The organism is Saccharospirillum mangrovi (assembly GCF_003367315.1).
GTDB classification, from domain to species: domain Bacteria; phylum Pseudomonadota; class Gammaproteobacteria; order Pseudomonadales; family Natronospirillaceae; genus Saccharospirillum; species Saccharospirillum mangrovi.
Genome location: NZ_CP031415.1, coordinates 2,613,684 through 2,639,307, shown reverse-complemented (window position 1 = coordinate 2,639,307; position 25,624 = coordinate 2,613,684). Strand labels below are relative to the sequence as shown.

General features: G+C 57.9%; 25 protein-coding genes. 15 read left to right on the top strand and 10 right to left on the bottom strand.

The features are described from left to right. Positions 1 to 8: 8 nt before the first annotated feature. Genes DW349_RS12630 through iolE form a run of 5 tightly spaced genes read left to right on the top strand, consistent with a single transcriptional unit; the run spans position 9 to position 6,694 of the window. Positions 9 to 818 (top strand): ATP-binding cassette domain-containing protein, encoded by an 810-nt coding sequence (locus DW349_RS12630; protein ID WP_108124977.1) that lies wholly within the window; start codon positions 9 to 11, stop codon positions 816 to 818. Then, on the top strand, positions 815 to 1,954 hold the full coding sequence (locus DW349_RS12625) for a Gfo/Idh/MocA family protein (RefSeq protein ID WP_108124978.1): 1,140 nt from the start codon (positions 815 to 817) through the stop codon (positions 1,952 to 1,954). The genes DW349_RS12630 and DW349_RS12625 overlap by 4 nt, the downstream gene beginning before the upstream one ends. A 30-nt stretch (positions 1,955 to 1,984) precedes the next feature. Further along, positions 1,985 to 3,916 carry a bifunctional 5-dehydro-2-deoxygluconokinase/5-dehydro-2-deoxyphosphogluconate aldolase gene (locus DW349_RS12620; protein WP_108124979.1) on the top strand — a complete coding sequence of 644 codons (1,932 nt, stop codon included), beginning with the start codon at positions 1,985 to 1,987 and terminating at the stop codon, positions 3,914 to 3,916. Between the two features lie 11 nt (positions 3,917 to 3,927). Beyond that, positions 3,928 to 5,784 carry a 3D-(3,5/4)-trihydroxycyclohexane-1,2-dione acylhydrolase (decyclizing) gene (gene iolD, locus DW349_RS12615; protein WP_108124980.1) on the top strand — a complete coding sequence of 619 codons (1,857 nt, stop codon included), beginning with the start codon at positions 3,928 to 3,930 and terminating at the stop codon, positions 5,782 to 5,784. Between the two features lie 10 nt (positions 5,785 to 5,794). Then, on the top strand, positions 5,795 to 6,694 hold the full coding sequence (gene iolE, locus DW349_RS12610) for a myo-inosose-2 dehydratase (protein WP_108124981.1): 900 nt from the start codon (positions 5,795 to 5,797) through the stop codon (positions 6,692 to 6,694). A 53-nt stretch (positions 6,695 to 6,747) separates the two neighbouring features. Here iolE and pntB read toward each other — a convergent pair whose 3' ends face one another. From pntB to DW349_RS12595, 3 genes are read right to left on the bottom strand one after another with little or no spacing between them, the layout of a single operon-like run. Beyond that, positions 6,748 to 8,130 carry a Re/Si-specific NAD(P)(+) transhydrogenase subunit beta gene (gene pntB / locus DW349_RS12605; RefSeq protein ID WP_108124982.1) on the bottom strand — a complete coding sequence of 461 codons (1,383 nt, stop codon included), beginning with the start codon at positions 8,128 to 8,130 and terminating at the stop codon, positions 6,748 to 6,750. Beyond that, positions 8,127 to 9,707, bottom strand: a complete 1,581-nt coding sequence (locus DW349_RS12600; protein WP_108124983.1) for a Re/Si-specific NAD(P)(+) transhydrogenase subunit alpha — start codon at positions 9,705 to 9,707, stop codon at positions 8,127 to 8,129. The genes pntB and DW349_RS12600 overlap by 4 nt, the downstream gene beginning before the upstream one ends. Before the next feature lie 22 nt (positions 9,708 to 9,729). After that, positions 9,730 to 10,029 carry a hypothetical protein gene (locus DW349_RS12595; RefSeq protein ID WP_108124984.1) on the bottom strand — a complete coding sequence of 100 codons (300 nt, stop codon included), beginning with the start codon at positions 10,027 to 10,029 and terminating at the stop codon, positions 9,730 to 9,732. A gap of 181 nt (positions 10,030 to 10,210) precedes the next feature. Here DW349_RS12595 and DW349_RS12590 point away from each other — a divergent pair, with 181 nt between their 5' ends. Continuing rightward, complete coding sequence (locus tag DW349_RS12590) at positions 10,211 to 11,308, top strand: TRAP transporter substrate-binding protein (RefSeq protein ID WP_108124985.1); 1,098 nt, start codon at positions 10,211 to 10,213, stop codon at positions 11,306 to 11,308. Positions 11,309 to 11,389: 81 nt separating this feature from the next. Here DW349_RS12590 and DW349_RS12585 read toward each other — a convergent pair whose 3' ends face one another. From DW349_RS12585 to DW349_RS12575, 3 genes are all read right to left on the bottom strand, one after another. Then, the gene (locus DW349_RS12585; RefSeq protein ID WP_198650469.1) at positions 11,390 to 12,766 is read right to left on the bottom strand and encodes a TRAP transporter large permease; all 1,377 of its coding nucleotides are present in this window, start codon (positions 12,764 to 12,766) and stop codon (positions 11,390 to 11,392) included. A 14-nt stretch (positions 12,767 to 12,780) separates the two neighbouring features. Beyond that, complete coding sequence (locus tag DW349_RS12580; RefSeq protein ID WP_108124987.1) at positions 12,781 to 13,329, bottom strand: TRAP transporter small permease subunit; 549 nt, start codon at positions 13,327 to 13,329, stop codon at positions 12,781 to 12,783. 323 nt (positions 13,330 to 13,652) lie between these two features. After that, the gene (locus DW349_RS12575; protein WP_108124988.1) at positions 13,653 to 13,838 is read right to left on the bottom strand and encodes a hypothetical protein; all 186 of its coding nucleotides are present in this window, start codon (positions 13,836 to 13,838) and stop codon (positions 13,653 to 13,655) included. A 628-nt stretch (positions 13,839 to 14,466) separates the two neighbouring features. Here DW349_RS12575 and DW349_RS12570 point away from each other — a divergent pair. Genes DW349_RS12570 through DW349_RS12560 form a run of 3 tightly spaced genes read left to right on the top strand, consistent with a single transcriptional unit; the run spans position 14,467 to position 17,272 of the window. Continuing rightward, positions 14,467 to 15,654 carry a glycine C-acetyltransferase gene (locus DW349_RS12570; protein ID WP_108124989.1) on the top strand — a complete coding sequence of 396 codons (1,188 nt, stop codon included), beginning with the start codon at positions 14,467 to 14,469 and terminating at the stop codon, positions 15,652 to 15,654. Continuing rightward, positions 15,651 to 16,679: an L-threonine 3-dehydrogenase gene (gene tdh / locus DW349_RS12565; protein WP_108124990.1), complete on the top strand. Its 1,029-nt coding sequence runs from the start codon at positions 15,651 to 15,653 to the stop codon at positions 16,677 to 16,679. Before DW349_RS12570 ends, tdh begins: the two co-directional genes overlap by 4 nt. Beyond that, entirely contained in the window at positions 16,676 to 17,272 is a 597-nt protein-coding gene (locus DW349_RS12560; RefSeq protein WP_108124991.1) for a MarC family protein, read from the top strand. The genes tdh and DW349_RS12560 overlap by 4 nt, the downstream gene beginning before the upstream one ends. Positions 17,273 to 17,274: 2 nt before the next feature. Here DW349_RS12560 and DW349_RS12555 read toward each other — a convergent pair whose 3' ends face one another. After that, positions 17,275 to 17,793 (bottom strand): hypothetical protein, encoded by a 519-nt coding sequence (locus DW349_RS12555; RefSeq protein ID WP_108124992.1) that lies wholly within the window; start codon positions 17,791 to 17,793, stop codon positions 17,275 to 17,277. A gap of 85 nt (positions 17,794 to 17,878) precedes the next feature. Beyond that, a complete protein-coding gene (locus DW349_RS12550; RefSeq protein WP_108124993.1) occupies positions 17,879 to 18,439 on the bottom strand; it encodes a hypothetical protein in 561 nt (186 codons plus the stop codon). A 186-nt stretch (positions 18,440 to 18,625) separates the two neighbouring features. Here DW349_RS12550 and DW349_RS12545 point away from each other — a divergent pair, with 186 nt between their 5' ends. From DW349_RS12545 to DW349_RS12530, 4 genes are all read left to right on the top strand, one after another. Further along, positions 18,626 to 19,030 (top strand): VOC family protein, encoded by a 405-nt coding sequence (locus tag DW349_RS12545; RefSeq protein WP_108124994.1) that lies wholly within the window; start codon positions 18,626 to 18,628, stop codon positions 19,028 to 19,030. Positions 19,031 to 19,052: 22 nt separating this feature from the next. Then, entirely contained in the window at positions 19,053 to 19,304 is a 252-nt protein-coding gene (locus tag DW349_RS12540; RefSeq protein ID WP_108124995.1) for a hypothetical protein, read from the top strand. A gap of 47 nt (positions 19,305 to 19,351) precedes the next feature. Continuing rightward, entirely contained in the window at positions 19,352 to 19,933 is a 582-nt protein-coding gene (locus DW349_RS12535) for a superoxide dismutase (protein ID WP_108124996.1), read from the top strand. 140 nt (positions 19,934 to 20,073) lie between these two features. Continuing rightward, complete coding sequence (locus DW349_RS12530; RefSeq protein ID WP_108124997.1) at positions 20,074 to 20,691, top strand: flavodoxin family protein; 618 nt, start codon at positions 20,074 to 20,076, stop codon at positions 20,689 to 20,691. Here the strand turns inward: DW349_RS12530 and DW349_RS12525 are convergent. Continuing rightward, positions 20,688 to 22,775 carry a methyl-accepting chemotaxis protein gene (locus DW349_RS12525; RefSeq protein WP_108124998.1) on the bottom strand — a complete coding sequence of 696 codons (2,088 nt, stop codon included), beginning with the start codon at positions 22,773 to 22,775 and terminating at the stop codon, positions 20,688 to 20,690. The two genes, DW349_RS12530 and DW349_RS12525, sit on opposite strands and share 4 nt — an antisense overlap. Positions 22,776 to 23,030: 255 nt before the next feature. On the opposite strand from DW349_RS12525, the gene DW349_RS12520 reads away from it, so the two are divergent. Beyond that, positions 23,031 to 23,591, top strand: a complete 561-nt coding sequence (locus tag DW349_RS12520; RefSeq protein WP_198650450.1) for a hypothetical protein — start codon at positions 23,031 to 23,033, stop codon at positions 23,589 to 23,591. A 33-nt stretch (positions 23,592 to 23,624) separates the two neighbouring features. Here the strand turns inward: DW349_RS12520 and DW349_RS12515 are convergent, their stop codons facing one another. Beyond that, complete coding sequence (locus tag DW349_RS12515; RefSeq protein WP_108124999.1) at positions 23,625 to 24,077, bottom strand: Lrp/AsnC family transcriptional regulator; 453 nt, start codon at positions 24,075 to 24,077, stop codon at positions 23,625 to 23,627. A 131-nt stretch (positions 24,078 to 24,208) separates the two neighbouring features. Between DW349_RS12515 and DW349_RS12510 the strand changes: the two genes are divergently transcribed. After that, a complete protein-coding gene (locus DW349_RS12510; RefSeq protein ID WP_108125000.1) occupies positions 24,209 to 25,612 on the top strand; it encodes an aminotransferase class V-fold PLP-dependent enzyme in 1,404 nt (467 codons plus the stop codon). Positions 25,613 to 25,624: the final 12 nt, after the last annotated feature.

Sequence of the window (25,624 nt, the reverse complement as noted above, 5' to 3'; positions counted from 1 at the left end):
CTTCCACCATGGCTGAATTTATTCTCGAACTGACCAATGTCAGTCGTTATTTCGGCAGCGTCATCGCGCTGAAAGACATCAACATGCAGGTCAAACTCGGCGAAGTGCACTGCCTGCTCGGCGACAACGGCGCTGGTAAATCGACGCTGATCAAAACCCTGGCCGGCGTGCATACGCCCAGTGCCGGTACTTATCGTTTTGACGGCAAGCCGGTGTCGTTCAATTCGCCGCGTGATGCTTTGGATCACGGTATTGCCACTGTCTATCAGGATCTGGCGTTGGTGCCGCTGATGAGCGTCACCCGTAACTTCTTTATGGGCCGAGAAATCACCAAGGGCCGGGGGCCGTTCAAACGGTTCGATCTGGCGCGTGCCAACCAGATTGCCCAGCAAGGTTTGGCGGAAATGGGCATAGCGGTGCGCGACCCGGAACAGGCGGTCGGCACACTGTCGGGCGGTGAACGCCAGTGTCTGGCCATTGCCCGCGCCATTCATTTTGGCGCTCGGGTGTTGATTCTCGACGAACCGACGGCGGCGCTGGGCGTCAAGCAATGCGCCAATGTATTGAAGGTGGTGGCGCGCGCCCGGGCCCGGGGCCTGGCGGTGATCCTGATCACCCACAACCTGCACCACGCCTATCCCATTGCCGACCGTTTCACCTTGCTCAACCGCGGTCGCAGTTTGGGCACTTATTTGAAATCGGAAGTCTCGCGCGAAGACGTGCTGGAAATGATGGCCGGTGGCGCGGAACTGGACGAACTCGAAGCGGAACTGAACGAGTTCGCCCGGGCCGATCAGGCAGGGGCGGCCACTGTATGAGCCATTTCACAACGTCGCGACCCCTGCGTATCGGACTGATCGGCACCGGCTATATGGGCAAGGCACACGCCATTGCCTATCACAGCGCGCCAGCGGTGTTTGGCCTGGGCGACTGTTTGCAGTTGTCGCTGCTGGCCGAAGTGAATCTGCCACTGGCCCAAGCCAAGGCCAAAGAGTTCGGCTTTGCCCGCGCCACCGACGATTGGCAGGCGCTGGTGCGCGACCCTGAGGTCGATGTAGTCGATATCTGTTCGCCCAATTATCTGCACAAGGAAATGGCGCTGGCCGCCATTGCCGCCGGCAAGCACGTTTATTCGGAAAAGCCGCTGGCATTGAACGCGCCCGATGCGTTGCAGATGACCGAGGCGGCAGAAGCGGCCGGCGTGAAAACCCTGGTCGGTTTCAATTACGCCAAGAACCCGGCGGCGCAACTGGCGCGTGAAATCATCGCCTCGGGCGAGATCGGCGAGGTGGTGCATTTTCGCGGCACCCATAACGAAGACTATCTGGCCGACCCGAACCAGCCGCACAGCTGGCGGCTGCGACGCGACTATTCCGGCAGCGGCACGCTCGGCGATATGGGCTCGCACATCATTAATATGGCGCACTTTTTAGTCGGCGATATCACCGAGGTGTGCGGCGATTTGCGCACCGTTATCAAGCAGCGCCCGGTGGCCGGTCAGCCGGGGCAGTTTGCCGAGGTGGAAAACGAAGATCAGGCGCATTGTCTGGTGCGTTTTGCCAACGGCGCTCAGGGCACGCTGGAAACCAGTCGCATTGCCTGGGGCCGCAAGATGGGGCTGACCTTCGAAGTGACCGGCAGCAAAGGCAGCCTGGTGTTCGATCAGGAACGACTCAGCGAATTGCAACTCTTTACCGCCAGCGATGCGTCCAACCGGGCCGGGTTTCGCACCCTGTTGATCGGGCCGGAACACCCGGATTACGCCCATTTCTGCGTCGGCCCCGGCCACGGCATTGGCTACAACGATCAAAAGGCCATTGAGGTGCGTGATCTGGTGGAAGGCATTGCCGGCCAGCGGCCGCTGTGGCCGGATTTCCGCGCCGCTTACGAGGTGAACCGGGTGATTGATGCCATTGAACAATCGCACGTCGAAGGCCGCTGGATTGGGCTGTAAGAAGGGTGTTTTCACTAGGAGAGATGGGTGATGTCGAATGCCAGTAAGCCGGATTTGCGCCCTCTGGATCTGATCTGCCTGGGGCGGGCGGCGGTCGATTTGTACAGTGAACAGGTGGGCAGCCGGCTGGAGGATGTCAGCAGTTTTGCCAAGTATCTGGGCGGCTCGTCGGCCAACATCGCCTACGGCACGGCCCGGTTGGGATTGAACACCGCCATGCTGACCCGGGTCGGTGATGAACAGATGGGTCGCTTTGTGCGCGAGGAACTGGCGCGGGCCGGCGTCGATGTCAGCCATGTGGTGACCGACCCGCAACGCCTGACCGGCCTGGTGCTGCTCGGCCTGAAAGACAGCGATACCTTCCCGCTGATTTTCTACCGCCGCGACTGCGCCGATATGGCGTTGAGCCAGGATGATTTTTCACCCGAATTCATCGCCTCCAGCCGCGCCTTGCTGATTACCGGCACCCACTTTTCCACCGCCGAAACTTACGCCACCAGCCGTACCGCCATGCGTTATGCACGTGAGGCCGGTACCCGGGTGATTCTCGACATCGACTACCGGCCGGTGCTGTGGGGGCTGACCGGTCTGGGCGATGGCGAAACCCGTTTTGTCTCGTCCGACAGCGTGACCGCGCATTTGCAGTCCATCCTGCCCGAGTGCGATCTGATCGTCGGTACCGAAGAAGAAGTGCACATCGCCGGCGGCAGTGAAGATACGCTGACGGCGCTGCGCAATATCCGCGCCCTGACCGACGCTACTTTGGTGCTGAAGCTGGGTGCTCAGGGTTGCACCGTCTTGAACGGTGCCATTCCCGCCAGCGAGGCCGGCTTTGAGGTGCACCGGGGCGTTGAGGTGGAAGTCTTGAACGTGCTCGGTGCTGGCGATGCCTTTATGTCGGGCTTTTTGCGCGGCTGGTTGCGCAGTGAGAACGATGCCCAATGCTGCGCCTACGCCAATGCCTGCGGCGCGCTGGTGGTGTCGCGCCATGGGTGCGCGCCGGCCATTCCCGATGCGCGTGAGCTGGACGATTACCTGGCCCGGGCCGAACAGATTCCCCGGCCCGATCTGGACGAGCGGCTGAACCGTCTGCACCGGGTGGCCGCTCGCCGCCGTCCTATCCAGCACGACATCTATGGCATGGCGTTCGATCACCGCAAGCAACTGTTCGACATGGCGCGTGACGTCGGGGCCGACCCCGAACGCATCAAGCCGTTAAAACGACTGCTGGTGCAGGCGACCGAACGCGGCGCCGAACGTGGCGGCGTCAGCGACCAGATTGGTGTGCTGATCGACGACACCTACGGTCAGGATGCGCTGAACGAAGTGACCGGCCGTTCCTGGTGGATCGGCCGGCCGGTGGAACTGCCCGGCTCGATACCGCTGGAACTGGAAGGCGGCCGCTCCATTGGCAGCCGGCTCAAGCACTGGCCGATCGAGCACATCGTTAAATGTCTGGTGTTTTATCACCCGGATCAGCCGGTTGCGACGCGCCTGGCGCAGGAGCGTCAGCTCAAGGAGCTGTATCAGGCGTGTCTGGCGTCGGGCCATGAATTGCTGATCGAAGTGATCCCGCCCGTGCCCATGCCCAGCAACGACGAAACCCTGCCGCTGGCGCTGCAACGCTTCTACAACCTGGGCATCTACCCGGACTGGTGGAAACTGCCGGCGCCCAGCCGCGCCACCTGGCACCGGTTGGAAACGCTGATTAACGAACGCGATCCACACTGCCACGGCGTTGTGTTGCTGGGCCTGGACGCACCCATTGACGAGTTGAAAGCCGCCTTCAACCACAGCGCCGGCATGGCCGTTTGCCGTGGTTTTACCGTCGGCCGAACGCTCTTTGGTCAGGCCAGCCGCGACTGGTTGGCCGGGCAGATTGACGACGCCACGCTGGTGCAGCGGGTCAGCGACAACTATCTGGATTTGATCGAGAGCTGGCGCCACCGCGTCGCTGGCTGAGGGAGACCAAGATGACCACCATTCGATTGACCATGGCACAGGCGTTGGTGCGTTACCTGGCCGCGCAGAAAGTGCAGACATCGGCTGGCGAACAGCCGTTGTTCGAAGGCGTGTTCGCCATTTTCGGCCACGGAAATGTGGCCGGTATGGGCGAAGCGCTGTATCAGCATCGCGAAACGTTGCCGACCTTCCGTGCCCACAACGAGCAGGGCATGGCGCATGCGGCCATCGCCTTTGCCAAAGCCAACAACCGCCGGCGCATGATGGCCTGCACCACCTCCATCGGCCCCGGTGCGACCAATATGGTGACCGCCGCCGGCCTGGCGCACGCCAACCGTTTGCCGGTGTTGCTGTTGCCCGGCGATGTGTTCGCCAACCGCACGCCCGACCCGGTGTTGCAGCAGGTAGAGCATTACGGCGAACCGACGCTCAGCGTGAACGACTGTTTCCGTCCGGTCAGCCGCTATTTCGACCGCATCACCCGGCCGGAGCAGATCATCACCAGCCTGCCGGCGGCGCTGGCCACCTTGCTCGACCCGGCCGATTGCGGCCCGGCGACGCTGGCGCTGTGTCAGGATGTTCAGGCCGAAGCCTACGATTATCCAGCCGATTTCTTTGCCCCCAGAGTGCACCACTTACGTCGTCAGCCCGCCGATCCGCGTGAACTGGATGAAGCCGTGGCCGCTTTGCGCCGGGCGCGCAAGCCGGTGTTGGTCGCTGGCGGCGGCGTGCATTACGCCGAGGCGGTCGAGGCGTTGCGCTGCTTTGCTGAAACGCACGGCGTGCCGGTGGCGGAAACGCAGGCCGGCAAGGGCGTTATGGCTTGGGACCATCCGTTGGCGCTTGGCGGTATCGGTGTCACCGGCACGCAGGCGGCCAACCAGATGGCACGCGAGGCCGATCTAATATTGGCCGTCGGTACCCGTCTGCAGGATTTCACCACCGCCTCACGCACTTTGCTCGGTCACCCCGACAAGGCGTTGATCCAGTTGAATGTGGCGCGCTTCGATGCCGTCAAGCAGGGCGCGCAACCGCTGATCGCCGACGCCCGTCTGGGCTTGGACGCCTTGAGTAAAGGGTTATCCGGCTGGCGCAGCGAGCCCGACTGGGCCAGGCAAGCGGCCACCGAAACCACACAATGGCATCGCTTCTACAACCACGTAACCGCCGCCGACGGCATTGATTCGCCCACCGGCCTGCCCAGCGATGCACAGGTGTTGGGAGCGATCAAACGCCAGGCGCAACCGAGCGACATCATTGTTTGCGCCGCCGGTGGCCTGCCGGGCGAATTGCACAAACTGTGGCGCACCGACCAGCCGGGCGGTTATCACGTCGAATACGGCTTTTCGTGCATGGGCTATGAAATCGCCGGCGGGCTGGGCGTGAAGATGGCGCAACCGCAGCGCGAGGTGACGGTGGTGGTCGGCGACGGTTCCTACCTGATGCTGAATTCGGAACTGGCGACCAGCGTTATGCTGGGCCATCGCTTAACAGTCGTGGTGCTCGACAACCGCGGCTTTGGTTGCATCAACCGCTTGCAGCAAGCCACCGGCGGTGCGGCCTTCAATAATCTCTGGGACGATTGCCTGACCGGCGAGCAGGGCGCGCCGGCCATCGACTTTGCCGCCCATGCCCGAGCGCTCGGCGCACTGGCCGAACAGGTCGATGGCCTTGCCGGTCTGGAAACAGCCTTGCAGCGTGCGCGCCGGGCCGACCGCACCACCGTGATCTGTTTGTCGACCGACCCCTTCGTCAGCACCGAAGGTGGCGACTGGTGGGATGTCGCCGTGCCGGAAGTCTCCGAACGGGCAACCGTTGTCAGCGCGCACCAGCAATACCGAACCGCCAAACAAAAACAACCTTATTAAGGCAGCCAAGATGAGTGTACGACTGGGCATCAATCCCTTGACCTGGACCAACGACGACCTGCCCGCGCTGGGCGCTGAAACCCCGCTGGAAACCTGCTTGAGCGAAGGTCGACAGGCCGGTTATGCCGGCTTCGAACTGGGCAATAAATTTCCGCGCACGGCGCAGACCTTGGGGCCGATTCTCGACCGCCATCAACTGAGTCTGGTGTCGGGCTGGTACAGCAGCCGCTTGCTGGAACGTTCAGTCGAAGAAGAACTGGCGGCGGTCGCCGATCATCTGACCTTGCTGCAAGCGTTGGGTGCCAAGGTCATGGTGTTCTGCGAAGTCACCGGCTGTGTGCACGGCGACCGCGATACACCCGTCAGTCACCGCCCGGTGATGAACGACGCCCAATGGCAACGGCTGACTGAAGGTCTGAATGCGGTGGCGCGACATTGCCTGGACGCTGGCGTGCGCATCGCCTACCACCACCACATGGGCACCGTGGTGGAATCGGCCGCCGATGTGCAGCGGCTGATGGACAATACGTCGCCTGACGTCGGCCTGCTGCTGGACACCGGCCATCTGCATTACGCCGGTGGCGATCCCATTGCCATGCAGCGGCGCTATGCCGAACGCATTTGTCACGTGCACTGCAAAGACATTCGTCCGCAGGTTTTGGCCGATGCGCGCAACCGCGAACTGAGTTTTCTCGATTCGGTACTCGAAGGCGTATTCACCGTGCCGGGCGACGGCTGCATCGACTACGTCAGTCTGTTCACAGGATTGAAAGCGAGCGATTACCGCGGCTGGCTGGTGGTGGAAGCCGAGCAGGACCCGGCCGTGGCGCATCCGCTGACCTACGCTCAACTGGGTTATCGCAATCTGACGGCGTTCTGTGCTGAGGTGGGTTTGCAGATCGAAGCTTGAAGACGTGAATGCTGGCCGGGCTGCCCGTTAAGGCAACCCGGCCGGCTTTAAGGTCACACCTTGTTGACCAGTTGTTGCACGCTGTCTTTGGCGTCACCAAACAGCATGGCGCTGTTATCGCGGTAGAACAGCGGATTGGTAACACCGGCGTAACCGGTTGCCATCGAACGTTTCAGAATCACCACCTGCTTGGCTTTCCAGACTTCCAGCACCGGCATACCGGCAATCGGTGAGCCGGGTTTTTCTTTGGCGTCCGGGTTAACGATGTCATTGGCGCCGATCACCAGCACCACGTCGGTGTTGGGCAGGTCGTCGTTGATCTCGTCCATTTCCAGCACGATGTCGTAGGGCACATTGGCTTCGGCCAGCAGTACGTTCATGTGGCCGGGCAATCGACCGGCGACCGGGTGAATGGCAAAGCGCACCGTCTTGCCTTGTTTGCGCAGCTTGTCGGTGAGATCGGCCACCGCCTGCTGAGCGTGGGCGACGGCCATACCGAAGCCCGGCGCAATCACCACCGATTCGGCATTCTTCAGCCAGTCGGCCACTTCATCGTGGTTGGCGCTGGTGGCTTCACCGTATTCGGTGTCGTCGTCGCTGGCAGTGGCATTGCCGAAGCCGCCGAGAATCACGCTCAGGAAAGCGCGATTCATCGCCTTGCACATGATGTAGCTGAGAATGGCACCGGACGAGCCGACCAGCGCGCCGGTGATGATCAGCAAGTCGTTGCCGAGCATGAAGCCGGTCGCTGCCGCTGCCCAACCCGAGTAGGAATTGAGCATGGAAATCACGACTGGCATGTCGGCCCCGCCGATGGCCGCGACCAGATGCGCGCCGAGCAGCAGCGCGATCACCGTCATCGCAATCAGCAGGTTCAGATCGTTCGGGCCGTGACCGTCTGGCGCGAACAACACCAGCATCACCAGAGCGGCAATAATCGCCAGCGCATTCAAGCCATTGCGCATTGGCAAGGTCAGCGGCTTGCTGGAAATAATGCCCTGCAATTTGCCAAAGGCGATCCAGGAACCGGTCAGCGTGATCGCGCCGATAAAGATGCCCAGATACAACTCGGTGTTGTGGATGATGCGCTCGACACCCATCAGATGACTGCGCGGATCGAGGTAGCCGCCCCAACCGATCATCACCGCCGCCAGACCGACAAAGGAATGCAGCAGTGCGACGAGTTGCGGCATCGACGTCATTTCAACGCGGCGCGCCAGCCACAAGCCGATCACCGCGCCCACCACCATGGCGATGGCCAGCAGCGTATAGGCTTCGACCGCCGCCGATGCCACCGTCGCAACAATGGCAATCACCATGCCGGCCATGCCATAAAGGTTGCCGCGCCGTGCGGTTTCCTGAGAACTCAAACCGCCGAGCGAGAGAATGAAAAACACACCGGCCAACAGATAGGCCATAGACAGTACAGCGTTCATTCCTGGCCCTCCCGACGAAACATATTGAGCATGCGCCGGGTGACGTAAAAGCCACCGGCGATGTTGATCGACGTCACCAAAATGCCAATGGCCGCCAGCACCGTGACCAGGGTCGAACCGCTACCGGACACCTGCAACAGCGACCCAATAATGATGATCGAGGAAATCGCATTGGTGACGCTCATCAGCGGGGTGTGCAGCGAATGGCTGACGTTCCAGATCACCTGCCAGCCAACGAAGACCGCCAGCACAAAGACAGTGAAATGGCTGATGAAATCGGCCGGTGCGACCGCGCCCAATCCCAACATCAAAGCGCCGGCAATCAACCAATAAAGTGCGATCGGTCGGGCGCGTTTGGCGGCAGAGGTTTGCGGCGCGGTCTCAGTTTCAGCCGCCTTGGGTTCGGCTTTCGGCGCGGCGGAAATCTGTGGCGGTGGCGCGGGCCAGATAACGCTGCCAGCGTGCACCACGGTGCAACCGCGAGTGATGGCGTCGTCTAAATCAAACACCAATTCGCCGTCTTTATTCGGGCACAGATGTTCGAACAAACGCAGCACGTTATTCGACAGCAACTGGCTCGCCTGAGTCGCTGCACGCGCCGCCAGGTTGGTGAAACCGATGATCTTGATGCCGTGTTGTTCAACAATCTGATCGGCCACCGTGCACTCGCAATTGCCGCCATTGGGTGCGGCCAGATCGACCACCACGCCGCCCGGTGCCATGGCTTTGACCATCTCTTCGGTGATCAGCTTGGGCGCGGGTTTGCCTGGAATCAGCGCCGTGGTGATGATGATATCGACCTCCTTGGCCTGCTCCATAAAGAGCGCCATTTCGGCGTCGATAAAGGCTTGCGACATCTCCTTGGCGTAACCGCCGCTGCCGGCACCGTCTTCCTCCAACTCAACGGTCAGAAACTGGCCGCCCATGGATTCAACCTGCTCCTTCACTTCCTTGCGCGTATCGAAAGCACGCACCACCGCACCCAGGCTTTTAGCGGCGCCGATGGCCGCAAGGCCGGCAACACCGGCCCCGATAATCAGCACTTTGGCGGGCGGCACTTTGCCAGCGGCGGTGATCTGGCCGGTGAAGAAACGACCGAACTGATTGGCCGCTTCGATCACAGCACGATAGCCGGCGATGTTCGCCATCGAACTGAGCACGTCCATTTTCTGGGCACGGGAAATACGCGGAATGGCATCCAGCGAAATGGCGTTGGCGTTGTGTTGCGCGAAGGTTTTTAAGGTCGCTTCGTTTTGCGCCGGGGCGAGAAATGAAACCCAGGTTTTGCCGTTGGGAAAAGCGTCCAGTTCACTGCGATTCAGCACCGGGTGCTGAGCCATGGGCGCGTTGATTTTGAGCAGGATATCCGCCTGTTCATACAGTTGGGCGACGTCGGTACTGATGTCGGCGCCGGCGTCCTGATAGGCGGTGTCAGCGTATTGAGCCGCTGCGCCCGCACCGGATTCGATGCGTACGTGAAAACCCAGCTCGATGAGTTTGCGGGTGGTGTCGGGCGTGACTGCGATGCGGGTTTCCCCGTCCTGTCGGTCGCGCGGCACTGCAATCGTTAGAGGCATGCTTACTCCAGTTGATGTTTGGCTAGTCGTTGTTGTGATTATTTTTATCGTTGGCCGGCGAATTGTTATTGATCTGTGCCGGTTTTCTCTCAGTAAGCGCAGCCATATTGAACGTTGCCGATGACCAGTTCAATAACTGCCGCTGCCCGAAGCAGACAGTTTTTGCCATACCACCAAAGTCTAGAAGGCCCGCCACAGGCCGCCCGGTTTGAGAAATCACAGCGGCGGGGTTATTCTTCGTGACGCGAGTCACAAGCCCCTGGAAGCCCGATAACAAGAGTGAAGACAACGGCTTCAACCCTGTTTCAAATGGTAAGTTCACACCAGTTGGATTCCGGTGTGACCGACGCTTTACAGCCTTCTTGATGAGGGCGGAAGCGGGCGGTCAGCGCTTGTCGTCTGGCGACTAAACAAAACACAAAACTAAAAAAGCCATGGATTCTGACCTCCGGTCGCCGCAGGCCGGGCAGTGTCAGTCTCGATCCCTAGCAGGAGAGTCAAGCATGAAAAGACGTGACGTCATCAAAAAGGGTTTGATGGGCGCGGGCGGCGTTGCAGCGGCCGCTACTCTGTCAGCCCCGGCCATCGCCGAGGAGCGCATCACCTGGCGCATGGTCACCACCTGGCCGCGTAACTTCCCGGGTCTGGGCGTGGGCGCTCAGCGTCTGGCCAACCGAATCACTGAAATGTCTGGCGGCCGTCTGACCGTCGAAGTCTATGCCGCAGGCGAACTGGTTCCAGCCTTGGGCGCGTTCGATGCGGTCATCGAGGGTTCCGCTGAAATGAGTCATGGCGCTGCTTATTACTGGCAGAACAAAAGCCGTGCGACTTCTTTCTTCACCGGCGTGCCTTATGGCATGACGTCCCGTGAACTATCTGCCTGGATTCGTTACATGGGCGGCCAGGAAATCTGGGACGAAGTGTACGACCAGTTTGGTGTGAAAGGTTTTATGTCTGGCGATACCGGCACTCAGGCCGGCGGCTGGTTCCGCAAGGAACTGAACAGCCTGGCCGACATCGACGGTGTACGTTTCCGGACGCCGGGTCTGGGCGGCCAGGTTTGGGAGCGCCTGGGCGCGACCGTGGTCAACATGGCCGGTGGCGAAATCTATCAGGCGCTGCAATCCGGTGCTTTGGATGCCGCTGAATTCGTCGGTCCGTACAACGACCTGGCACTGGGCTTCTATCAGGTTGCCAAGAACTACTACATGCCGTCGTTCGTAGAGCCGGGTCTGGCGACCGAAGCTGTGGTCAACAAATCCAAGTTCGCGGCATTGCCGGCTGACTTGCAGAAGATCGTCGAGTACGCCTGCCAGGCGGAATACGATCAGGTGGCGTCCGACTTCTACGCCAACGATCCGATTGCGCTGCAAACTCTGGTGAACCAGCACGGCGTGCAAGTGCGTTACTTCCCGGAAGACATCCTGCGTGCCGGTGCCGAAGCCGCCAAGGACATCCTCGGCGAATTGCGTAACAGCAACGATGCGCTGACCAAGAAAACCGCCGACAGCTACTTCCAGTCGCTGGCAATCTTGCGCACCCGTACCGAGCAAGTGGACGGTCGCTTCCTGCAAGCGCGCGAGCAGTTCTTCCAGCCTTAATTGGAATAATTACTCCGATAAAAAAACCGGCCCTTGGGCCGGTTTTTTTGTATCTGACGATTACCATTAAAACGCTGACGATCAACCGTAGAGCAGATTCGGCAGCCAGGTGACGATGCCGGGAAAGGCTACCAGGATTGCAATCACTATCACCTGCATCAACACGAACGGAACAGCGCCCTTATAAATGTCGGTAGTCGCGACCGTTTTCGGTGCCACGCCGCGCAAATAAAACAGCGCGAAACCGAACGGCGGTGTTAAGAAACTGGTCTGCAAATTCACGGCGACAATAACGCCCAGCCAGACCGGATCGACGCCCATCGTCAACAGAATCGGCGCGGTGATCGGCAACACCATAAAGATGATTTCGAAGGTATCGAGAATAAAGCCGAGCAGGAACATCAGCAGCATTACGAAGATGATGGCGCCGAGTTTTCCGCCGGGCAGGGCGTTGAGGAAATCGTGCACCAGATCGTCACCGCCCATCATGCGGAACACCAGCGAGAATACGGTGGCGCCGATCAGGATGATAAAAATCATCGCCGTGGTGTTGGCGGTGGCGAACATCACTTCGCGCAAATTGCGGTAGGTGAGTTTGCGGTGGAAAGCGGCCAGAACCATAGCGCCGACGGCACCGACAGATGCCGATTCCGTCGCCGTCGCAATGCCGCCCAAAATGGAACCGAGCACGGCGATGATCAACAACAGCGGCGGCACCAGCGTGGTGATGACATCGCGGCCGAGACGTGCGCGATCTTCCGCATCGGTTTCCAGCGCCGGGCAGGATTCCGGATCGGTGATGGCTTTGAAAATCATGTAGCCGATGAAGATCGCCACCAGCAACAAACCGGGCACAAAAGCGCCAGCGAAGAGGTCGCCAACCGATACCGGCTTGGGCGCGAAATTACCGAGTGACATCTGCACCTGAGCGTTGATGCCGGCGAGCATATCGCCCATGAAAATCAACACGGTTGATGGCGGAATAATCTGCCCCAGAGTGCCGGACGCGGTAATCACGCCCGTCGCCAATGGCGTCTTGTAACCGGCTTTCAACATGGCCGGCAACGACAGCAAACCCATGGTCACCACGGTCGCGCCGATGATGCCGGTGGATGCGGCGAGCAGCGCCCCAACCACAATCACCGAAATACCCAGACCGCCGCGCAAATTGCCGAACAAACGGCCCATGGTGATCAGCAAACCCTGAGCGATGCCGGAACGCTCGAGCATCATCCCCATAAAGATAAACAGCGGCACCGCCACCAGAACTTCGTTGAGCAATATGCCCATGTACCGCGGTGCCAGACTCGACAGGTTCGATAAATCCAGCGCGCCGAAGGCGTGTGCGATGACCGCAAAAATCAACGATGTACCGGCCAGCGAAAACGCGACCGGGAAGCCAAACATCAAAATACCGATGATGGCGAAAAACATGACCAGGGCGAGGATTTCGCCGATGAGTGATGCGTCCATCAGGCGTGCTCCTCGTAGCGGTAGTCTTCAGGAATCAGGTCTTCGCGCTGCTTTAATACCAGAATGCTGCGGCCGATCATCGCCAGGCCTTGCAACGCAATTACTGCGGCGAACACCAGAATAAAGCTCTTCATCACATACAAACCCGGCATGCCGCCGTAGTTGGACGAGCCTTCCATAAAGCTCCACGAGCGCAGCACGTAAGGCGTGCTGTAGTGCACGATGGTGAAGATAAAGGGAGTGATAAAAATCAGCGCGCCGCCGATATCGATCCAGGCGCGGCGGGTCTTCGGTGCCGTACGGTAAAACACATCGACGCGAACATGGCCTTCACGCAACAGCGTGTAACCGGCAATGCCCATAAACATCGCACCGTTCAGCCAGACATACAGATCCTGCATCCAGACAAAGCCGATGGAGAAGATGTAACGCAGCACGACGACGGTAAAACAGACCAGCACGATGGCCAGCGTAAACCAGGAAAACACTTGCCCCAGCAAGCGATTGAGATGGCACAGCGACCTGACCATCAAGGCTAGGTATTTCATCGGGGATCCTTCAGTTTCCGTTCGGATGAGCCAGAGGGGTGGGCCTCAAGCGACTTATTTTTATTGGTCTCGTTGTTGTATTTAGATGTTATTCAGTCGTTGAAATTGTATCGGTGCAAAGAGTTGGGACCGGGCCAACGCGCGCTAGTCTACTGTATGACGGCGGCCTGAAACCAGCCTGTAAGCGCTGCAATACGCCGATTTGATGAGTTTTAACGGGCGTAATCTTGCAATCAGCCTGGGTATTTAATAGCGGGGAGAATGTTGAGCGGGGAGTCCGGAAGGGCGCTGACGCGCCGGGCAATTGCCCGGCCAGTGTCGCGTTACAGCAGATGGGGGTTCATGCGTTTGTAGTCGCGCAGGGCTTTGCGCGCGAGTTCGACCTTGTTGTAGAGACGCATCCGTTCGGCTTTATCGCCGCTGCCGTTGGGGTTTTCCTGTACAAAGTGACGTTTGGCTTCCTCGGCATCGACAATGGCTTGTTCAAGCTCTTGCAACTTCTGATCCATATTTTCCCTCTTTAAACCCGTCGGACTGGCGACGTCTCGGTCTGAAAAACCACCAACGCCAGTTCGTGGCACCTTGCCAGATACGAACTGAAACGAAGGTTAGTTCAGTGTACGCAATCGCGCTATGACCGGTCCGTGACCAGGGTATCGGCGCTGGGCCGCTGTCTGACTGGCATCCCTGTTAATTTGCATTGAGCCTTGCCTTGGATCGCCGGCCTGTGAAGAAGTCCCTGCATGGGCTCGGCGGTTGGCGACCGGGAGGGTCGCCAAACTGTCCATGAATAAATAACATGGCACGCTATTGAATCGAGTTTTGTGAACCAATTCAAACTATTAGCGGCTTCTAACAGCGATAGAGTTTTCCGGTTTCAGCGCTTTTTGCGTCTTCGGCAAATTAACGACCGCTGTTCCAGCCAAGGTGGTGGGCACTTGGGGTTTTACAAGATGCCGATGGTGCATTTGTTGAATGGCGGTCGAAGGTGTTGTTGGCGGCGGTGATTGCGTAGCGACGGCCTTACGGCGTTTTTGCCGTGAACAGGCCGTTCGGTCTTGTATTTCGAACGCTGCGACCCAAGGCTGGGCAACCTGAAAGCGAACCCGCCTTCGTTCTATTTTTGAGGAGAAAACCATGTCCCGTGCTTTATTAGCCGCCTTGCCGGCGCAATTGCAGTCTTTGCGTGATCAGGGGCTATATAAGTCCGAGCGCGTCATTCAGTCGCCGCAATCTGCGGCTGTCGAGTTGGACGCCGGCACGGTGGTTAATCTGTGTGCCAACAACTATCTGGGCCTGGCTGACGATGCCAGCCTGATCGCCGCAGCCAAAACCGGCCTCGACGATTACGGTTATGGTGCCGCCTCGGTGCGCTTTATCTGTGGCACTTTGCAGGTTCACAAAGACCTGGAAAAACGCCTCAGCGATTTTCTGGGCATGGAAGACACCATCCTCTATTCCAGTTGTTTCGATGCCAACACGGGTTTGTTTGAAACCCTGCTCGACAGCGAAGACGCCATCATTTCCGACGCCCTGAACCACGCCTCCATCATCGATGGCGTGCGTTTGTGCAAGGCGCAACGTTATCGCTACGCCAACAACGACATGGCCGAACTGGAGCGCTGCCTGCAACAAAGTCAGGACGCGCGCTATCGCCTGGTCGTCACCGACGGTGTGTTTTCGATGGACGGTGTTATCGCCAACCTGCCGGCCATTTGCGATCTGGCGGAAAAATACGACGCGCTGGTGATGGTCGATGACAGCCATGCGGTCGGTTTTATGGGCGATGGCGGTCGCGGTACGCCGGAATTCCACGGCGTGATGGACCGCGTCGACATCATCACCGGCACGCTCGGCAAAGCGTTGGGCGGTGCCAGCGGTGGTTACACCAGTGCGAAAAAACCCATCATTGACTGGTTGCGTCAACGCTCGCGGCCCTATCTGTTTTCCAATTCACTGGCGCCGAGCATCGCCGCCGCCAGCCTGCAAGCGCTCAATCTGATTGAAAGCGGTGATCAACTGCGCCAGCAACTGTGGGAGAATGCGCGCTATTTTCGCGACAGCCTGACTGATGCCGGTTTTACGCTGAGCGGCGCCGGCCATCCTATTATTCCGGTGATGGTTGGTGACGCTGCCCTGGCCGGTTTGATGGCCGAAAAACTGCTGGAACGCGGCCTCTATGTGGTCGGTTTCAGCTACCCGGTGGTGCCGCAGGGCCAGGCGCGCATGCGCACACAAATGAGCGCCGGCCTGACCCGCGAACAACTTGAACACGCCGTGACCGCCTTTATCGAAGTCGGTCACGAATTGGAGATCATTGCATGAAGGCGCTGGCCAAACTCAAACCCGAAACCGGCATCTGGATGACCGACGTACCCGAGCCGGAAGTCGGTCATAACGATCTGTTGATCAAGATTCGTCAAACCGCCATCTGCGGCACCGACGTACACATTTATAACTGGGATCGCTGGTCGCAACAGACGGTGCCGCTGGGTCTGGTTACCGGGCACGAATACGTGGGCGAAGTGGTCGGCATGGGCCAGGAAGTGAGCGGTTTCAGCATTGGGGATCGCGTCAGCGGCGAAGGCCACATCACCTGTGGTTACTGCCGCAACTGCCGCGCCGGTCGCCGTCATCTGTGCCGCAACACCCAGGGCGTTGGCGTGAATCGCGCCGGTGCTTTTGCTGAATATCTGGTGATTCCGGCCTTCAACGCCTTTAAATTGCCCGATGAAGTCAGCGACGAAATGGCCGCCATTTTCGATCCGTTCGGCAACGCTGTGCACACCGCGCTGAGTTTCAATCTGGTCGGGGAAGATGTGTTGATCACCGGCGCTGGCCCGATCGGCATGATGGCCGCAGCGGTCGCCAAACACGCTGGCGCGCGCCACGTGGTGGTCACCGACGTAAACGATTTCCGCCTCGGTCTGGCGAAGAAAATGGGCGCCAGTCGCGTGGTGAACGTCAGTCAGGAATCGCTGGCGGATGTCGTTAAAGGTTTGCACATGACCGAAGGGTTTGACGTCGGTCTGGAAATGTCTGGTGTGCCGTCGGCGTTTCGTTCGATGCTCGATGCGATGAACCACGGCGGCAAGATTGCCATGCTCGGCATTCCGCCCGACGACATGGCCATCGACTGGAGCAAAATCATTTTCAAAGGTTTGGAAGTGAAGGGCATTTACGGTCGGGAAATGTTCGAGACGTGGTACAAGATGGCAAGCCTGATTCAGTCGGGTCTCGATCTGTCACCGATGATCACTCACCGTTTTAAAGCCGATGAATTTGAAGCCGGTTTTGAAACCATGCGCTCCGGTCAGTCGGGCAAGGTGTTGTTGGACTGGACGGCATGAGCACTGCCTTCCTCAATGCGTTAGCGAGTTATTTTGTCGTCATCGACCCGATCGGTGCGGCGCTGATTTTTTACTCGCTGACCATTGGGCGGCCGTTCGCTTCGCGGCTGAAAACCATCGTCAAATCGATGAGCATCGCCGCGGGCATTATTTTGCTGTTTGCCTGGGTCGGTGAAACGCTGCTGACCGCGCTCGGCATCAGCATGGATGCGCTGCGCATTGCCGGTGGCATTCTGCTGTTTAACACCGCTTTCCGAATGATTACTTCAGCGCCACTGCCGGACAAACCGACCGAGCGCACACTGGGCGACATCTCGGTCTATCCGCTCGCCATTCCGCTGACCGCCGGGCCGGGCACACTGACGCTCACGGTGTTGTTATCGGCCGATGCCGAAGGTCTGCTCGGCCAATGGCTGGTGATCGCGGCGGCGTTTTCGGTGTTGGGTCTGGTGTTGATCGGTGCCTTGATGGCAACGCAAATTCGTCGCCTGGTTGGTCAGACCGGCGACGAAATTATTCAGCGTTTATTGGGAGTGATTCTGGCGGCGTTGGCGATCCAGTTCGTCGCCAACGGCATTAACGGTTTGTTCTGAAATTAGAAATCGGTGCCGACAGAAAGCAGCGGACCGATGCCGTATTGGTAACCAAAACCGGCGGTTAAACTGCCGAAGTTATACAGCACCCCGGCGCCGGGAATCAGCTCGGCGCCGCCTTCCTGACCGGAGCAATAGCGGTCACCCGTGGCGTTGCTTTCCACTACGTCGCACTGATTCCACAACAACAATCCCATAGACGCGTAGAGCGCGATGCGGTCGTTCGGTGCGTAACCTTTGAGTACCGAAATATAAAACGGCAGGCCGGTCTGGACGTTGTTTTCAATCAGCGTGTTTTGATTGGTCGGCGGTGTTTCGTAGAACAATTGACCGCTGTACTCCGAATGCCCCACAAAGCCAATTTCCTCGCCCCAGGTATTGGCCATAAACCCAACGCCAAAATACGGCGCTTCAAAATAACCCTGGTGGCCGCCGTAGCTGCCCCAGAAATAGTCGTCTTTGGCGGCCGCATAAGAACTTGCCACCAGCAGCACACACAACCAGCCCATTTGCTTATACATCGGTTACGACTCCTTTGTTGTCAGCAGCATTGTTGTCAGCGGACCATACCGTGCCATCGCCAAGCTGAACCGGGTCTGACCGGATTCAGTGATTTGTGGACTGAGGCATTGGAAAACTCAGTCCCAGTCCAAACGAACTGCCCATCCCAAGCCGGTAATGATAGTTGGCCATCAGTGAAAAATGATCCCAGTCCTGATGGTGGCTCAAACGCAACAGTTTGGCCTGAACACCAACACCGGGTACCAGGCGAAAGTAAGACGCTTGGTTGCTGCAATATTGATCCGCCGAATCTTTGATCACATCGCAGCGTTCCCAATACATCAAGCCCAGTGACGCATAAGGCGTCAGCCGTTCGTTGATGTCGAAGCCAGTCATCACGCCAATATTCAGCGGCAGGAAAACCAGTCCATCGTCGGCAATGGATTCGGTTGCGGCGTCAGGTTCATCATCACTGACAAAATACAACTTTTCATGCGGGATTATGGTACCGACCTGCAGACCGAGGTGGCCTTTATAGCTGGAGAAACCCAGATAACGACCATCGAATTCGTCATCGACGTTGCCGACTTCCAGCCAGGAATTTGTTCCAGCCGCCCACAGTGGGAAAGCGAAAATAGCAAACAGACAGCCAATAAGGTATTTCACAGCAACCCCTCTTGTTTGTGAGCTTATTATGCCTGAATTGGCGGGATGGCCCAGGTCGATAGCTTGGATGCTGCTTAGGTATAGTCTTATTAAATAAACTATAATATTTATTTATTGGGTGGTGTGAGTATGATGGCGGCATCGGCTGGACATCCCGACCGGTGAATAAGCAGAAGGAGAACTGCCATGTATCTCGAACACGCCAATCTGACCGTACCGGACATCGAAGCGGCGACGCGTTTTCTGCAGACCGCCTTTCCTGAATTCCGTATCCGTGGTGGCGGTGATCGCACCGCTGGCCGCTGGCAGCATGTTGGGACCGATGTCACCTACCTGGCCCTGCAACAGCAAACCGAACACCGGGCGGACCCGCGCACGCCTTATGTGCACGACGGTGTTCACCACCTTGGGTTTGTCGTTGACGACGTTGAAAGCCTGGCTCAGCGACTGACGCAAGCCGGTTACCGGGAAAATGAATTGTCGGAACAGCACCCGGCGCGTATCCGACGTTACTTCTTCGACAACGCCGGAATGGAGTGGGAATTCGTTCAATACCTGAGCGACGACCCGGCCCAACGCAACGCTTATTAAAGATGAACAGGGAGGACACAGCATGCGTCGAATTGAACTGTGGATTCATCGATTGGATCGGTACCGCGAATTACAACGTTGGCTGGCAAAACAACGCCAACATCGCTACGACACGTCAGAATTAGCGGGTTGGGCGCAACGCGACCTGAACCTGAATACGCCGGTCGAGCCGAGCGAAGTACCGACGGCCAACAGCCGAAAACGGTCATCAAACCGTTCGGCCTTGGCCCAATACCGAACCATCAGGATGCGCCCGGCGCATCTGCACCGTTAAACCCAACAACTGTTTAAACGCAACAATCATCGACAGAGGACTGAACCATGAGCTTTACCCTTCCCGAACTGCCGTACGCCAAGAACGCCCTGGAACCGCACATTTCCCAGGAAACCTTGGAATACCACCACGGCAAACACCACAACACCTACGTCACCAAGCTGAACGGCATGGTGCCGGGCACCGAATTCGAAGGCAAAACCCTGGAAGAGATCATCAAGACGTCTTCCGGCGGTGTGTTCAACAACGCCGCTCAAATCTGGAACCACACCTTTTACTGGCACTGCCTGAGCCCGAATGGCGGTGGCGCTCCGACCGGTGCGGTCGCCGACGCCATCAACGGCAAATGGGGTTCGTTCGAAGCCTTCCAGAAAGAATTCGACGAAAAAGCCGCCGGCAACTTCGGTTCTGGCTGGACCTGGCTGGTGAAGAACGCCGATGGCTCGGTTGAAATCGTCAACACCGACGACGCTCAAACGCCGATGACCAAAGGTCAGGTTGCACTGCTGACCGTCGACGTTTGGGAACACGCCTACTACATCGACTACCGCAACTCCCGCCCGGATTATCTGGCGGCGTTCTGGAAGTTGGTGAACTGGGAATTTGCTAATGAAAACTTCGCAAAATAATTGCGCAGTTTTTTGCTAGACGCTGAACGGGAGACGGGAGACGCCGGATAGCGGCGACGGGCTGGTTTTAGTCTTTATGCGTCTCCCTTCTCCCGGGTGCGCAGCACCCAAGCATCTCCCGGTGACAGTAAGGAGCCAAAATGACTCACATCGGCATCGTTTATTTTTCGGCCGGTCGTTCGCTGGAACTGTTGGCGAATGATCTGGCTGGCGGCGTCGAAAGCGTCCAGAATTGCCAGGCGATTTTGCTGCCGGTTGAAGGCCGGCACATCCTTGAAGGTCGCTATAAAAATGAAGCGTTATTTGAACAGCTCGATGCCGTTGATGGCATTGCCTTTGGTTCGCCCACCTACATGGGCGGGCCGGCTGCTCAGTTCAAAGCCTTTGCCGATGCCACCTCCGGCGAGCGCTACACCGAACAACGCTGGGCCGGAAAAGTGGCCGCAGGTTTTACCGTCGGTGGCAGCGAAAACGGCGATCAATCTGCAACTCTGGGTTACTTCAATATTCTCGCCAGCCAGTTGGGTATGGTGTGGGTGAACTTGGCGGTTGCCAGTAAATACAACGCGGCCGGGTTGAATCGTCTGGGGTCACAACAAGGTGTTGTCGCGCAGGCGGACGCCGGGCAGGTGCATCCGGACGATCGCGCCACGGCGCATTATCTGGGTGCACATCTGAGTCAGTTGGCGCAGCGTTTAACATCGACAGCCGATGTCACAACCCCAAACGCTGCGCGCTTTCCTGCTGCTTTAACCTAACGTCCCGGCAAGGCGCTTTGCGTGCGGAAAAACGCCATCAAAGTACGCAGGTGATTGGCTTGGTCGCTTAATTCATCCGCCGACGCCGTCAGGTTTTCCGCTGAGTCGGCGTTTGATTGCGTGATGGTATTCAGCTGCTCCATAGCGGCATTAATCTGGCTGGTGGCGCTGGTTTGCTCGGCCGATGCGACCGACACTTCTCTAACCAATTCGAAGGTTTTCTGAATGGTCGGCACGATGTCGGCAAAGAGTTTTCCGGCGCTTTCCGACAGCTCCACGCTGTGTTTCGCCGCCTGCCCGATTTCCTGTGACGCGCCCTGGCTTTGTTCCGCCAGGCGACGCACTTCGGCTGCCACCACCGCAAAACCGCGACCGTGATTGCCCGCCTTGGTGGCTTCCACCGTGGCGTTTAACGCCAGCAAATTGGTCTGGTAGGCAATGTTGTCGATGATGCCGATTTTCTCGGCGATTTTTTTCATCGCCGTTATGGTTCGCTCGACGGCTTCGCTGCCTTTTTCCGCATCCACCGTTAATTGCTGGGCAATGCTTTCGGTGGATTTGGCGTTCTTGGCGTTGCGGTCAATCGACGCTGACATTTCCTCAATCGAGGCTGAGGTTTCTTCCACGTTGGCCGCCTGGTCGAGTGTGGCTTGATTCAATCTGCGCGAGGTTGAATTCAGGCCTGACGCAGCGCTGCCAAGTGTGCCGGCCGATTGCAACACCTCCTGAATGGTTTTGTTCAGTTGCGCCAGCGTTGCGTTGATTGAGGTCTGCAAATCCTTGATGCGTCCGCGATAATGTCCATTTTGCAGCGACTGAGTCAGATCGCCTTTTTCCAGCGCCTGCATGATGGTGGTGATTTCATCGATGGGTTCGGCAAAGGCGTTCATCACGCTGTTGAGGCCGGCGACGATTTTGCGGAAATCGCCTTGATGAACGCTTTCATCGGCGCGGACATTCAGCTCGCCATCGACAGCGGCATCGACCAGTTTGTTGGTGTCGTCAATCAGCGCTTGGAAGTTGCTGCGTACTTTCTCAATCGTTGTATTGATGAATACTTTTTTGCCGGGGAAGGGCGCCAGTGGCGCGTCCATTTTTCCGGCACCGAAAGCTTCAATGCAATCCAGCGCGGTGCGTTGATCGACAATGTGCCCTTGCACCATCTGGTTCAAACCTTCGGCCATGGTGCGATAGGCGCCGCCGAATTTATTGGCGTCAATAACAACATCGATCTGGCCTTGAGCGTGGGCGTGCGACATCCGGTTCATGTCTTTGATCAGATCATTAATGCGACTGCGCACGATCTGGAGCGCTGCCAGAATGCTGGAGTCGTCGCCGTCTTTGAGGTTGATCGGAACGTCGAGATGGCCTTCGGCAATGTGTCGGGAAATTTCGGCGGCGGTTTTGGGTTCACCGCCCAATTCCGAGAAAATACTGCGGCTGATGGTGATGGAAAAGATCAGTGCAATCGCCACCATCAACAGGCTGATGACTGCCAAAATTGCCAGCGAAATACGATAGATGGATTCGGCGTCGACCGATTCCTGTTGCAGCAGTGCCGTCAGCTCATTGCCGATCTCATCGATAACGCCACGCATGGTGTTAAATTCAGCGTCAATTTCCGACAGGCTCATGTCAGCCAGTCGATTTCTTTCCAGGTCCGATGCCGAGTTTTCGATGCGATTGATGAGCGCCATCGTGCTGTCTTGCCAAGCTTTTTCCAGCATCAGATATTGCGCCACTAATCCGTTGGAACGTTCAGAGTCCACTAAGCCGGCATAAAGCAAAACGCGATCATGCGCTTGTTGAATGTTTTCGGCGTGAGCCACTTTTTGTTCTTCAAAAATCGCGCTGCCCGGTTCGGTGACCAACAAGGATCGTTCGGCCACCAACGCCTGTTGCAAATCGCGATCGGCATTCAGCAGGAAGCCTTGCGCCGGTGCATATTCGTTGGTGATCAACCTTACTTGCAGATTGAATCGCCAAATAATTAATAAACTGATGAGCGCAACCAGCACGAGACCGGCCGTCACGGTACCAAAACCAAGATTTAAACGAGTGCGGGTTTTCAAATTTTCAAACATAGAGTGATCCTGGCAGGCAGGCCTCCACTGTGACGCTGACGTTGAGTAGAAAACAGGCTGCACGTCAGTATAGATAGCCTGCCCATAACGCAAGGCGAAGTGTGGACAGATGCGACACCAGCGCACGGTTTCCGGGCGCTGTGAATGTGGTCGCGGTCACGTTTTATAGACGGCGCCAGAGCCTTTACCGAACCTTGATAGCGGCGTGCTATCGGCTCATTAAAATGGGCGCCGCATTTTCAGGAAGCCTAGACAATGACCGTATCCCAACCGCTCGCTCAGGAAACCACCACCACTCAGTTGCCAACATCGGGCAATCAATCCAAACCGACGGCGTCGTCAGAACCGCCGAAAAGGCACCGTCGTGACAGCGGCATAAAACTCTACAAGCGGCTAATGGCCGGTTTATTTTCCAGTCTGTTTTTTGCTTTGGCGTTGATCATGGCGTTGTCGAGTTTGTATCAATTGCTGGCGGATTTATTCGACAGCGGCCAGATGATGTCGACCGTAATCCGGGCCATTAATACGCTGGTGATTGCACTTGCAATGTATGAATTGGGCGCCGGTATCAGCAAGGAATACAGCAGCGATGACGCCAGCGAAAACGTCTACACTAACATCCGCCGAACCATCACACGCTTTGTCGGCACGGTGTGCATTGCGCTGGTGTTGGAGGCGCTGATCATGATCATCAAATACAGTCAGTTGGAGTTGGCGGGTAACCTTTATTACCCGGTGGCTATTTTGTTTGGTTCGGGCGTGTTGCTGTTGTCGCTAGGCGGATTTCTGGCGCTGACGCGCGGGCACACGGAATAACGTCGGTTCTGTTTCAAATCGGCAAGTTTTATTTCAGATAGGAAGTTCCGTGGTGTATTTCAATTGCTCCATGGCGAAGCTGGAACTCACATCGGCTAATTTGATGCGGCTGACCAGCCGTTTGTAGAAACGGTCGTAGTCGGCAATGTCGCCGACGACGACGCGCAGCAGATAATCCACTTCGCCGCTCATCCGATACGCTTCCACAATTTCCGGCAATTGCGCCACGGTATTGGTGAAATCGTCCAGCCAGGCGTCGTTGTGTTCGTTGGTGCGAATGAAGACGAACACATCGACACCCAACGCCAGCGGTTGTCGATTCAGCAGCGCCACCCGACGACGAATAAAACCCGCCGCTTCGAGCGCCTGAATGCGTCGCCAGCATGGGCTGGTGGTCAGGTGAATGCGTTCGGCAATGGCCTGGACCGAGAGTGTGGCGTCTTGCTGAAGCAAACGAAGTATCGCTAAATCGGTACTGTCGGGCATAAAAAGTCTCTTTTAAAATCAATATTGGAAAATATAACCTTAAATTCGGCAAATGACTGAAAAATCGGGCATCTTTTCCGTTGCGGTAAGCCGGATACTGGTGTGAATCGCCTTATGACGGATTTGCTGCCATGACCCTTGCTCTGAAATCCCCGACCGACCGCTGGCAGCGGTTGCGCCAACAGACCATTCCATTGCCGGATGGTCGCCTCTACGCCGACTGGACCGCCAGCGGCCGTTTGTATCGCCCCATCGAAGAACGACTGTTGGAGGTGGCCGGTCCCTGGATGGCGAACACCCACAGCGAAGCCAGCCTGAGTGGCCGCACCATGACAGCCGCGTTAGAGCAGGCGCGCGAGCAGGTGCGCCGTGGCGTCGGCGCCAATGCCGACGACGTGGTGTTGTTCTGCGGTGATGGCATGACCGGGGCCGCCGCCAAGCTCGGCCGGTTGCTTGGCTTGTGGGCACACGAACGGCATCGGCCAATGTTGCGCGCGCCGCAGGCACAGCGTCCGCTGATTTACGTGACGCACATGGAGCACCACTCGAATCAGACGCTGTGGCTGGAAAGTCTGGCAGAGGTACGCATCATCCCGCCGGATGAAACCGGCGCGGTATCGCTCGATTGGTTGCAGCAGGATCTGGCGATGTTGCCCGCGTCCCGGCCACGGTTTGCGTCGATCACTGCTGCCAGCAACGTTACCGGCATCGCAGCGCCGTATCGCCAGATAGCGCGGTTGATGCACCAGGCCGGCGGCTTTTGCTGGGTCGATTTTGCCTGCGCTGCGCCTTACGTCGACATCGATATGCACCCGCTGGACGACGAACATCTCGATGCCATTTATTTTTCGCCGCATAAATTTCTTGGCGGCCCCGGTGCCAGTGGCGTGCTGGTGTTCAACCGCAAGCTGTACGACAACCGCGTGCCTGACATCGTCGGTGGCGGCACAGTGGTGTGGACCAATCCCTGGGGCGAGCATCGTTTTGTCGAGTCGATTGAGCGCCGCGAAAGCGGTGGCACGCCGGGCATTTTGCAGGGGCTTAAAGCGGGCATGGCGATGCAATTGAAAGCGGAGATCGGTGTCGATGCGATGGCGCAACGCGAAGCGGAATTGAACGCTTATTTTATCGCAGGCCTGGAGCGGATTTCCGGTGTGCGTTTGCTGGCGGATCAACAGCGCGATCGATTATCGGTGTTTTCGCTGGTCATCGAGGGTGTGCATTATTCGCAGGCGGTGCGCCGCCTCAGTCACGATTACGGCATCGAAGCACGCGGCGGTTGCAGTTGCGCCGGCACCTACGGCCACTATTTATTAGGCATCGATCGCGACGCCAGTTGCCAGTTCAGCCGTCGTCTGGAAAACGGCGATATGGACGCACGCCCAGGTTGGGTGCGGCTGAGCTTTCATCCGATGAATGACATTGCAGATTTGGATCGCGTGCTGAACGCACTGGCCGAATTGGCCGCCAACCCGGAACAGCCGGCCGGCGTTGTGAAAGCCAATGTTGGTGGTTTGTGGGCGCCTTGGTTGTAAGCAAAGCGCCCA